Raw genomic sequence first — 10,456 nt, forward strand, 5'->3', positions numbered from 1 at the left:
CACTCCGTGACCCGGTTCGCGGGCCGGACCGCGCTGGTCACGGGCGCGAGCCGGGGCATCGGCCTCGCCGTCGCGCAGCGCCTGGTGGCGGAGGGGGCGCGGGTAGTCGTGACCGGCCGCAAGCCCGGCAGGCTCACCGAGGCCGTCGCCCTGCTGGGCGGTCCCGACCGCGCGGTGGGGGTCGCCGGCGACACCGCGGACGACGAGCATCGGGCCGCCGCCGTCACCCGGGCCGTCGAGGCCTTCGGCGGCCTCGACCTGCTGGTCAACTCGGCGGGGATCAACCCGGTGTTCGGCCCGCTCGTCGACCTCGACCTGACGGCCGCGCGCACGACCGTCGAGGCGAACGTGGTGGCCGCGCTGTCCTGGGTGCAGCACGCCCACCGTGCGTGGCTCGGTGAGCACGGCGGCGCGGTGGTCAACCTGTCGTCGATCGGCGCGTTTGCCCCGTCTGCGGGGCTGGGTGCGTACAGCGCGAGCAAGCTGATGCTCGTCCACCTCACCCGGACCCTTGCGCTGGAGCTCGGCCCCGGCGTCCGCGTCAACGCCGTGGCGCCGGCGCTGGTCAAGACCCGCTTCTCGACGGCGATCTACGACGGCCGCGAGGCCGAAGCCACCGCCGACTACCCGCTCGGGCGGCTCGGCACCCCCGAGGACGTCGCGGCGGCGGTGGCGTTCCTGCTCTCCGCCGACGCGAGCTGGATCACCGGCCAGACTCTGCTGCTCGACGGGGGACTCACCCTCCGCTAGGTGGACTGGGCCGATCGGCCCTGCCGATCGACGAACGACGCCGGGACCCTGAGGTGTGACGCTGGAACCGTGAGCCGCACCCCGCCCGCCGCCCCGCCCGTCGACCGCGATCAGCGCCGCCGTTGGACGGTGGTCCACGGCGCCCTGCTCGGCGCCGCCCGCAGGCGGGCACGCGAGGGCGTGCCGGCCGCCGAGCTCGTCGTGTCCCCGGAGCCCGAGACCGGGCCCGGCCCCGCGTGGGACCGGATGCGCGAGCACCGGCCCTTCGCGCCGGGTCCGGCGCCGGGGATGCTGGTCACCGCCCACTACGACGTCGCCCGCGAGGTGCTGGTCTCGGACGAGTTCGGCATGCTCCCGCCCGCTGCGGGCCCGCTCGGACCGCTCAGCGCGCCGTCTCTGGTCACTCTCGACGGTGACGCCCACTCCCACCACCGCCGCCTGCTGACCCGCGCGTTCACCCCGCGGGTGGTCGCCGGATGGCGCGAGCAGTGCGTCGCAGTCGTCGACACGCTGCTCGACGCCCTGCCCGCCGCGGCGGACGCCGACGGCACGGTCGACCTCGTCGACGCCTTCGCCCGCCCGCTGCCGCTGCGGCTGATCGCCGAGGTGCTCGGGCTGCCCGCGCACGGTTCCGAGATCCCCGCCGAGCTGCCGCACTGGGGCGATGCCGCCACCGCAGGGCTCGACGGCGGGCTCACCTGGGAGCGGTTCGTCGAGATGGAAGAGGGCGTCGCGGCGCTGCGCGGCTGGCTCGACGAGCAGGTCACCGCGATCGGCGCGCACGGCGGCGAGGGCCTGCTCGCCCGGCTCGCCGAGGGGGGGACCACACACGACGATCTCGTCGTCACCGCGTTGTTCCTGGTCGGCGCCGGGTACGAGACGACGATGCACCTCCTCGCCGGGAGCGCCCTGCAGCTGGCGCGCCTCCCCGAGGAGGCCGCCCGGCTGCGTGCCGAGCCCGCGGGCTGGCCATCGGCGGTCGAGGAGCTGCTCCGGATGTGCGGTCCGGTCACCCGGGCGGTCCGCCGGGCGAAGGCGGACGTCGAGTTCCAGGGCGCGCACGTGCCCGCGGGCACGGTCGTCGAGGTGCTGGTGACCGCGGCCAACCACGATCCCGCCGCCTTCCCCGACCCCTGGACCTTCCGGCCCGGCCGGGAGCGGCCGCACCTCGCGCTCGGCCGCGGTGCGCACCACTGCCTCGGCGCCGCGCTGGCCCGGATGGAGGCGACGGTGGCGCTGCCCGCGCTCGTCGAGAGGTTCCCCGAGCTCACCCCGGTCGACGAGCCGGTCCACTGGAGCCCGAACACCCTGGTGCGGGGCCGGATGCGAGTGCCCGTCCGGCTCTGAGCCGGGAGCCTTCCGCGGTCACCCGGGTGGGGCCGGGAACCCTCCGGCGAGGTGGATCTCCCGCGCCGCCCGCCGCTGGATCTTCCCGCTGCTCGTTCGGGGGAGCACCCCGCGACGGGTGAGCACCACCCCGGCCAGCGCGACGTCGTGCTCGCGCAACACGGCGGCCCGCACCGCGGTGGTGATCACCGTGTGGGCGGGGCCTTCCCGGTCGGGTCGCAGCTCCGCGACCACGACCACCCGTTCCGCGCCACCCTCCCTATCGGCCAGCCCGAAGGCCGCGACCGTCGCGGGCCCGGCCTGCCCGAGTGCGGGGTGCGCCGCGGCGACCGTGGCCTCGATGTCCGACGGATGGTGGTTGCGCCCACGCGCGACGATCAGGTCGCTGTGCCGCCCGACCACGTAGAGCTCGCCCTCGACCAGCACGCCGAGGTCCCCGGTGCGGAGCTCCCGGTCGTGCCGGTCGGTTCCGTAGGCCTCGGTGCTGGCGTCCGGGCGGAGCCAGTACCCGGCGGTGACGTGCGGCCCGCGCACCCGGATCTCCCCGACCGTGCCGTCCGGGCACTCCCGGCCCGACTCGGGGTCGACGATTCGCAACCCGGCATCGGGCGGCACCTCCCCGGAGCCGACGAGGGTGCGGGCCAGTGCGTTCGAGCCGGAGGTGTTCAGGTCCAGCCCACGTGCAGGTGCGGTCGGGACGACCCTTCCCGCCGCCAGCCCGGCGGGGTCGGCGTCGAGAAGCCGGGGTGCGCGGCCCACTCGGCTCCCGGTGACCAGCAAGGTTGCCTCGGCGAGCCCGTAGCAGGGGTGCAGAGCCTCCACGGCGAACCCCGCCGGGGCGAACGCGGCGGCGAAGCGTCGCAGTGTCGAGGCCCGGATCGGCTCGGCGCCGTCGAACGCGACCCGCCAGCACCGCAGGTCCAGGCCCTCGGGGAGGCCGTGGCGCTCGGCCGCGGCGGCGGCCACCGCGAAGGCGAAGTCCGGTCCACCGCTGCTGCGCGCCCGGTACCGGGACACCGCCTCAGGCCAGGCCAGCGGCCTGCGGACGAAGGTCGCCGGGGACATCAGCACGGCGGTGCTGCCCACCCCTAGGGGCTGCAGGACGTTGCCGATCAGCCCCTGGTCGTGGAACAGCGGGGCCCAACCGACGATCGGGGAGTGCTCGTCCTGGCCGAACCCGTGGGTGATCATCCGGTGGTTCGCCGCGAGGTTCCCGTGAGTCACCATCACGCCCTTGGGCAGGGAGGTCGACCCGGAGGTGTACTGCAGGAATGCCACCGCGTCGGGGTCGACGGGCCGGTCGTCCAGAGAGTCGGCTCCGTCGGCCGGAGCCTCCTCCAGACCCACGGTGAGCACAGTGGGACCGAGGTCGCCCAGCCCGCGGGCCGTCACGGCGTCGGCGAGGACCACCTCGGGCTCCGCGTCGGCGAGGACGTGCCGGGTACCCCGCTGCAGCTCGCTGTTCTGGGCGCCGCGCCGCGGCGGGGGCACCGGCACGGCGATCACGCCGGCCTCCAGGCAGCCGTAGAACGCGACCAGGAACTCCAACCCCGGCGCGAAGACCAGCAGCGCCCGGTCACCGGGCCGTGCGTGCTCGCCGAGCCGGGCCGCAAGGGCGCGTGCGCGGCCGAGCAGCCCGGCGTAGGTCAGCTCGGCGGTCTCGGCGCCGCCGTCGTCGAGGAACACTGCGGCGCGCCGGTGGGGGGTGGTGCGGGCCCGGGCGCGGAGCTGCTCGCGGGGACTCGCGAGCCCGGAGGGCTCACCCACCGGCCTGGAGCGTCGCGGCGATCTCCGCGCGCACGTCGTGGTGGAAGAAGTGCCCGCCCGGGCGAATCCGGACGTCGGCGCCGTCCGCGGCCACGTCCGCCCAGGCCGCGGTCTCGTCCGGCGCGACGACGGGATCGTCCACACCGCCGAACGCCGCGAGCGGCACGCGGAGCACCGGGTCCGCCGCGTGCACGTACTCCTCCCCGAGCTCCAGGTCCGCCCGCAGCACCCGCAGGAGGTAGGGGACCCCCGCTGCGGTTCGGCGGACCGGGGCGGCGGACATGGCGTCGACGCCCGCGAGGAACTCGTCGTCCGGCAGAAGATGGATGGGGGGCCGACGCGGCGGGAGGTGCGGCGCCCGCCGCCCGGACACGGCCAGCCGTACCGGCGGGGTGCCTGCAGCGGTCATCGCCCGAGCCAGCTCGTAGGCCACCAGCGCGCCCATACTGTGCCCGTAGAGCGCGACGGGACCGTCCCCGACCAGCGCGGACACCGCCGGGAGCAGCCCGTCGACGGCCTGGTGTACACGCCGCAGCGGGGCTTCGCCGGGCGCGTCCTCGCGGCCGGGCAGCCGGACGCGGACCAACCGGACGTCGTGGTCGAACGAGGCCTGCCACCGGGCGAACGAGGTGGCGCCCGCCCCCGCGTGGGGCAGACACACCACGGTCAGTCGCGGGTCCGCCGGCCCGGTGACGCGTAGCCAGGACTGTGTCTCTGTCGTCGCCGTCATCGCAGGGCCACGGGCAGCCGGGCGACGCCGCGCACGATCTGGCTGTGGCCCTGCCACGCCACCGGCCCGTCGAGCGCGAGCTCGGCCGAGCCGCGGAACAGCGCGGCGAACGCCTCCTCCGCGACCAAGGACGCGAGCGCGGCGCCGACGCACCCGTGCATGCCGCGCCCGTAGGCGAGGTGGCTCGTGGCGGTGCGGGTGAGGTCGAGGGTGTCGGGGTCGGCGAACACCGCGGGATCGCGGTTGGCCGCCCCGAGACAGAGCAGGACCTGCGCGCCCTCCGGGATGGGGTGCCCGTCGACCTCGGTGTCGCGGATGGTCAGCCGCTTGGTCAGCTGAAGTGGGCTGTCGTAGCGCAACAGCTCAGTCACGGCGGCCGGGATTATGGCAGGGTCCGCGCGCAGCAGCGCGGCCTGGTCGGTGTGGGTGAGCAGCGCGTGCAGCCCGTTCCCGATGAGCGCTGTCGTGGTCTCCAGCCCGGCGATGAAGGTCATCATCGCGACGAAGACCACCTCCTCGTCGTCGAGCCCGTCTCCGCTGGACCGGGCGGCGGTGAGCACGCTAACCAGGTCGTCGCCGGGGGTGTGCCGCCGCTCGGCGACGATGTCCCCCAACACCCCGGTGAACTCCTCGACCGCCCCCGCGACCTGCCCGAACGCCTCGGCGCCCAGCATCCCCGGCTCCAGCAGGAACCGGAGCCGGTGCGTCCAGGCGGCGATCTGGGGGCGCAGTTCGGCGGGCAGCCCGAGCGCCGCGGTGAGCACCGTGAGTGGGAGCGGGGCGGCGAGTGCGGTGACCGCGTCGCCCCCGCCCGCCCTGGCAAGATCGTCGACGAGCCGGTCCGCCTCGACACGGACGGTCGGACGCAGAGCGGCGAGCGTGCGCGGACCGAACACCGGTCCGGCCAGCGCCCGCAGCCGAGCGTGCGCAGGATCGTCGGTGAACACGAGCGACGTACGCGCGAGACGGGCGATGCGTGCGAGCGTCGGTGGGGTGGCGAGCGTCGGGTCCGCCTTGACAAGCCGCTGCGCCTGGCGCTCCCCGAGCTCGGGGAGCAGCGCCACCGACGTCGTGCGGTCCCGAAGCAGTCCGGTGACGTCCGCGTGGCGGGTCAACACCCACATCCCGAGCGTTCGGTGCACTGGGTTCTGCTCGCGCAGCGCCCGGTAGTGGGGGTAGGGATCGGTCCGGAAGCCTGCGTCGAACGGGTTGAACCGGACGGCGGCGGGTGCGCTCACCCTGCTCACCGCCGCCCGCTCCAGGGGGACCCGACGGGGGCCAGCACCATCCGGAGCAGCCCGACCTTGCCCATCCGGAAACCGACGGACGCGAACCGCAGGTAGCGCTCGTAGCGGGCGGTGACCTCCCGGCCGACCAGCGCGATGGCCTCGTCGCGGTGCGACCGCAGGTTGGTGGCCCACCGCTCACAGGTCCACGCGTAGTCCAGCCGGTCGTTGCGCCACGATCGGATCTCCATCAGCCCCTCGGCGGCGGTGACGACGTCGAGCGGCGAAGGCAGGTCCGCCGCCGGGAAGATCTCCTCCTGGATGAAGGCGCTGGCGTCCCGGCGGTCGAGGGTGCCGTAGGCGATGGTCTGCAGCGAGAGCACACCTCCGGGGGTCAGCCAGTCCGCGCAGCGGGTGAAGAAGTCCCGGTAGCGGCCGATCCGGCGGGCGTCGTCGTCCTCCGGCCGGGCGAAGTGCTCGAACGCGCCGACGGACACGATCCCGTCGTAGCGCTCGGTCGGGACGTGGTCGGCCCAGTTCTCCAGCCGGACCTCCCGCCGCCCGTCACGCTGCTGCTCGATGTGGGCCGCCTGCTCCCGGGACAGCGTGAGTCCCACGGTGTGACCGGTCCCGCGAGCCAGGGCCCGGCCGAGCACCGAGCCCCAGCCGCAGCCGACGTCGAGCAGCCGCCCGCAGTGCTCGGCGTCGACCGCGTCGAGATGGTGGTCGAGCTTGCGTTGCTGGGCCGCGACGAGGTCGTCGTCCCGGTGCTCGGGCATGGCGCACGAGTAGGTCAGGTCGGGGTCCAGCCAGAGGCGGTAGAAGTCATTGCCGACGTCGTAGTGGTGCTGGATCGCCTCGGAAGCGGACCAGGAGGCGGACCCGTTGGCGGACCGTCCCGCGGTGCTCGGCGCCGTACCGGTCACGACGTCGACGGTGAGGGGGCCGCGGTGGCCAGGTGGGCGTGTACGGCGTCGGCGACGGCACGCAGCGTCGGATTCTCGAACAACGACTCGGGCGGCAGGTCCACCCCGTAGCGCTCCTCGATCTCGGTGAGCAGCGACACCGCGAGAGCGGAGTCGATGCCGAGCTGGTCGAAGTCCGTGTCGGGATCCAGCGATCCTGCGTCGGAGCCGAGCAGGTCGGCGAGGTACTCCTGGGCCCAGGTGAGGATCTCGGCGGGCTGGGGCGTGGTGGTCATGCTGCGGCCTTCCGCTCGTCGGTACGGATCCGCTTCGCGGCGATCTGCTCCGCGGCGGGGTTCTTCAAGTCACTCACCAGCCCGACGGCGCTCAGCCCACGGATCAACCAGTACCCGGGGTCCGGGCGGTACCACTGGAGGCCGAAGTTCGGCGAGCTCGGGAAGGCGTGGTGGTTGTTGTGCCACGACTCGCCGAAGGTCAGCAGCGAGAAGACGGCGCCGTTGCGGCTGTTCTCCCGCGACTCGTAGGGCTTGCTCCCCCAGCGGTGTAGGAAGGAGTTGATCGCCCAGATGATGTGCTCGAGCAGGAAGACCCGGACGAAGCCACCCCAGAGCAGCCCCGCGAGCGCGCCCTGCCAGCTCAGGTGGACGAGGCCCCCGACCACCGTCGGTACGGCCACGCCCAGCGCGAACCACCAGTAGTAGTGCCTGCTCACGTTCACCAGGCGGCGGTTGCGCAGCAGGTCTGGCGCGTAGTGCGCGATGTTCGGGTACTCGTGGCGGCGCATCCAGAGGAAGTGCGAGTGCACCAGCCCGCGCAGGACACCGCGCAGACCGTCGCCGGAGAGGTTGGGGGAGTGCGGGTCGCCGTCGCGGTCGCTGAACTCGTGGTGGCGGCGGTGGATGGCCACCCAGGAGACCACGCCGCCCTGACCCGCCATCGACCCGGTGATCGCAAGCATCGACTCGGCGAACGGGGTGGCCCTGAAGGTGCGGTGGGTGAACAACCGGTGGTACCCGACCGTGATGCCCAGACCCGACACCAGCCACATGCCAGCGAGCAGAGCGATCTCGGTGGCGCCGAACGGCAGGACTGGCAGCAGGGCGAGCGCAGCGACCGTGCCGATGATGGGCGCGATATCGAAGAGCAGGAAGTGCCTGCGCTGCAGGCGGTGGATGTAGGGGTTGCTGATGACCTTGTTGCGGGAAGGGGCGGCGGCGTCGGTCATGGTCGACCTCCGGGGCGGAAGTGTGGTGCGATCGCCAGTGATCGTCACCCACTCCGCAGAGGCCGACGGCGCGCCAGAGCCATGGGCTCTCGGCCGATAGGTTCGACCGTGGAATCGGTGAGCTCAGGCCCCGACAGCACGTACGGCGGTGGCAGGCCTGCGTCCCGGTTGGCCGAACGGAGCGCTCGCCTTCAGGCAGCGGACGAACTCCTCGACCAGCGGGTTGTCCACGTCGTACCGCCAGACGGCATAGAGCTCGAGCGCTGGCACCGGATCGACGAGCGCCACGGTCACTGGCCGGATGCCGACGGCCGAGGCGCAGACGGCTGCCGCCCGGGACGCGGAGCAGAACCCGACCACGTTCCGCATCGACACCACGATCGACGTCGCGACCGGGTCCTCGACCTGGTCGACTACGTCGAGCGTGAAGCCTGCGGCGCCCGCGGTGTGGGTGATCAAGTCGTACATCGCGGGGCTCTTCTCGCGGCGGAACAGCAGACATTGCTGGCCTTGCAACTCGGCGAAGCTCACCTGACCGAGCGACGCCCAGGGGTGGCGGTCACCGACGAGGGCGACCAGCGGGGTGCGTAGCAGGCGCCGATGGCCCCAGTCTCCGTCCGGCGGGGGGCCGTACACCATCGCGACGTCGATGTCCCCCGCCTGCAGGGCGCGCAGCTGAGGCCCGGTCCACATCTCCCGGGGGGCCACCACCACATCCGGCAGCTCGCTACGCAACCGGGCGAGCACGCGTGGCAGGACGCCTTGCGCCGCAGGGAGATTGCACCCGACCCGCACCGTGCCTGCGCGACCCTCCGCCGCATGGCGGGTGGTCTCCTTGGCCCGGTCAACTCGGCTGAGCACGGCCTGGGCCTCGACCACGAAGGCCTCGCCTGCGGGAGTCAGGTGCACCTCGTGCGACGATCGGGCGACAAGCTGGGTACCGAGGCTCTGTTCGAGCCTTTGAATCTGCTGACTCAGTGACGGTTGGGCCATGTGCAGGCGTTGGGCCGCACGGCCGAAATGGAGCTCCTCGGCCAACGTGAGGAAGGAGTGCAAATGTCGCAGTTCCATGGAAGGGGTCTCCTCGCCTAGAGGATCCGACCGTAAGCGAGGAGGTGCAACGGCATGTGAACGTTGACGGAACTCGACTCGGGGTGGCGGCCGATCGACCCTGTGACCTCACTCGCACTCCCCCGGTGAACTCAACCCTGAGGCACCGGAAACACCAGGAACGAGGCTCCTCCGTGAGCCACCAGCCGGCCGTCCGCGGTCATGACTCGGGCGTCCGCGGTCGCCGTCCTGCTGCCGCAGTGCACCACGTGAGCCTCGCAGCACACCTCTGGATCGTCGACCCGGAGCTTTCCCACCAGGGCGATCGACAGTCCGGCGGCCGTGAACGTCGTTCGGGGCGGGAGCGCGGCATGGACCGCGCTCCCCATCGCCGCCTCCATCAGGGTCGCCAGAACGCCGCCCGCGACGGAGTAGTGGGCATCGGCCGCGCGGGTCGACGGTTGCATCGTCCAGACCGCGCGGCCTGCCCCGATCGCTTCGAGGGTGATCCCGAGCGAATGGCCCACCCCGATTCCGGCCGTCACGCCGTATTCGACGAGGGCGCGATACTGCTCGGCACGTTCGATTTCGTGGGCCCGTTCGTCGACGTTGGTCATGGGCGCTCCTCTTCCGAGTCCAGACGCTGCAGGACGGTACTCATCGCGGCGGAGTGACGACGGGCACGAAAGGCAAGGCTGATCGCGCGATCGCGGACGAAGCTCGCGACCGAGGTGTCAGGCGTCTAACTCGGCCCCGGTGTGGGTCTTGAGGTAGCCGATGCCGGCGCGGCGTAGTCGGCCATGCCACCGATGGTCGCGCAGGCCGGTGTCCGGCGCTGGAAGGGCGGGCCGCTGGGCGGCCTCGGTCCGACGCCTGCGGCCGGGCTGTTCTTGCTGGTGGAGCCGCTTACTCCACCCGGTCTCACGGGAAAGGGTGCTGCGCATCGCTTCGCGACGCCTGCGGCGCCCTTGCCCGCGAGCCTCGCCGGGCGGAATCGGGCGCGGGGAAAGGGCGGGCGCTTAGCACCACGCCCCGCAGCCGGCCCCACCGACCACAGAACTACCGCCCATCCGTAGCGGGCCGGCTGTCGACCCTCCGGGAGGCCGCCATGACCATCACCCACGACAGCGAGGAGATCACACAGGACATTCTCCGAACCGCACTCGGTCTCAAGCCCCGCTACCGCTACATCTGGAACGGCCAGGAACTGCGCGGGCCATGCGAGATGTGCGGGCACCACCCGGTCATCGAGGAACCGGCGCTGCGTCCGGCCGGGGACCCGGTCGTCGACGTCGTGCAGGACGCCACTGAACCGCCCCGGCGTGTCCGGAGAGCTATCGGGTTGAGTGCTCTGACTCGGGCTGGCCGATGTGTTGACGGTAGTGCGCGGCCTCCAGCTCGGCCGGGGGCAGGTCCGCGGCAGCGGAGTGCAGCC

Annotated in this window: 10 protein-coding genes; 2 read left to right on the top strand and 8 right to left on the bottom strand. The window is 73.0% G+C overall.

Features of this window, described 5'->3' with window-relative positions:
* The first annotated feature begins 6 nt into the window (after nt 1-6).
* Together WHI96_RS24030 and WHI96_RS24035 are read left to right on the top strand one after the other, a co-directional pair.
* The gene (locus WHI96_RS24030) at nt 7-750 is read left to right on the top strand and encodes an SDR family oxidoreductase (RefSeq protein WP_425571505.1); all 744 of its coding nucleotides are present in this window, start codon (nt 7-9) and stop codon (nt 748-750) included.
* A 69-nt stretch (nt 751-819) separates the two neighbouring features.
* Entirely contained in the window at nt 820-2,097 is a 1,278-nt protein-coding gene (locus WHI96_RS24035) for a cytochrome P450 (RefSeq protein ID WP_345640596.1), read from the top strand.
* Between the two features lie 18 nt (nt 2,098-2,115).
* Here WHI96_RS24035 and WHI96_RS24040 read toward each other — a convergent pair whose 3' ends face one another.
* The 8 genes from WHI96_RS24040 to WHI96_RS24075 all read right to left on the bottom strand — a co-directional run bounded on the left by WHI96_RS24040 (nt 2,116) and on the right by WHI96_RS24075 (nt 9,638).
* Nucleotides 2,116-3,864 (bottom strand): fatty acyl-AMP ligase, encoded by a 1,749-nt coding sequence (locus WHI96_RS24040; RefSeq protein WP_345640598.1) that lies wholly within the window; start codon nt 3,862-3,864, stop codon nt 2,116-2,118.
* Nucleotides 3,857-4,525, bottom strand: coding sequence for a thioesterase II family protein (locus tag WHI96_RS24045; protein ID WP_345640600.1), 669 nt, complete (start codon nt 4,523-4,525; stop codon nt 3,857-3,859). Before WHI96_RS24045 ends, WHI96_RS24040 begins: the two co-directional genes overlap by 8 nt.
* 65 nt (nt 4,526-4,590) lie before the next feature.
* The gene (locus WHI96_RS24050; protein WP_345640602.1) at nt 4,591-5,832 is read right to left on the bottom strand and encodes a cytochrome P450; all 1,242 of its coding nucleotides are present in this window, start codon (nt 5,830-5,832) and stop codon (nt 4,591-4,593) included.
* 5 nt (nt 5,833-5,837) lie between these two features.
* On the bottom strand, nt 5,838-6,746 hold the full coding sequence (locus WHI96_RS24055) for a class I SAM-dependent methyltransferase (protein WP_345640604.1): 909 nt from the start codon (nt 6,744-6,746) through the stop codon (nt 5,838-5,840).
* Nucleotides 6,743-7,021: an acyl carrier protein gene (locus WHI96_RS24060; RefSeq protein WP_345640605.1), complete on the bottom strand. Its 279-nt coding sequence runs from the start codon at nt 7,019-7,021 to the stop codon at nt 6,743-6,745. Before WHI96_RS24060 ends, WHI96_RS24055 begins: the two co-directional genes overlap by 4 nt.
* Nucleotides 7,018-7,971 (bottom strand): acyl-CoA desaturase, encoded by a 954-nt coding sequence (locus WHI96_RS24065; RefSeq protein ID WP_345640607.1) that lies wholly within the window; start codon nt 7,969-7,971, stop codon nt 7,018-7,020. The genes WHI96_RS24060 and WHI96_RS24065 overlap by 4 nt, the downstream gene beginning before the upstream one ends.
* A 123-nt stretch (nt 7,972-8,094) precedes the next feature.
* A complete protein-coding gene (locus WHI96_RS24070; RefSeq protein ID WP_345640608.1) occupies nt 8,095-9,042 on the bottom strand; it encodes a LysR family transcriptional regulator in 948 nt (315 codons plus the stop codon).
* A 131-nt stretch (nt 9,043-9,173) separates the two neighbouring features.
* Entirely contained in the window at nt 9,174-9,638 is a 465-nt protein-coding gene (locus WHI96_RS24075) for a PaaI family thioesterase (RefSeq protein ID WP_345640609.1), read from the bottom strand.
* Nucleotides 9,639-10,456: the final 818 nt, after the last annotated feature.

Origin of the sequence: Pseudonocardia tropica (assembly GCF_040105315.1) — a bacterium.
Lineage (GTDB): Bacteria > Actinomycetota > Actinomycetes > Mycobacteriales > Pseudonocardiaceae > Pseudonocardia > Pseudonocardia alni.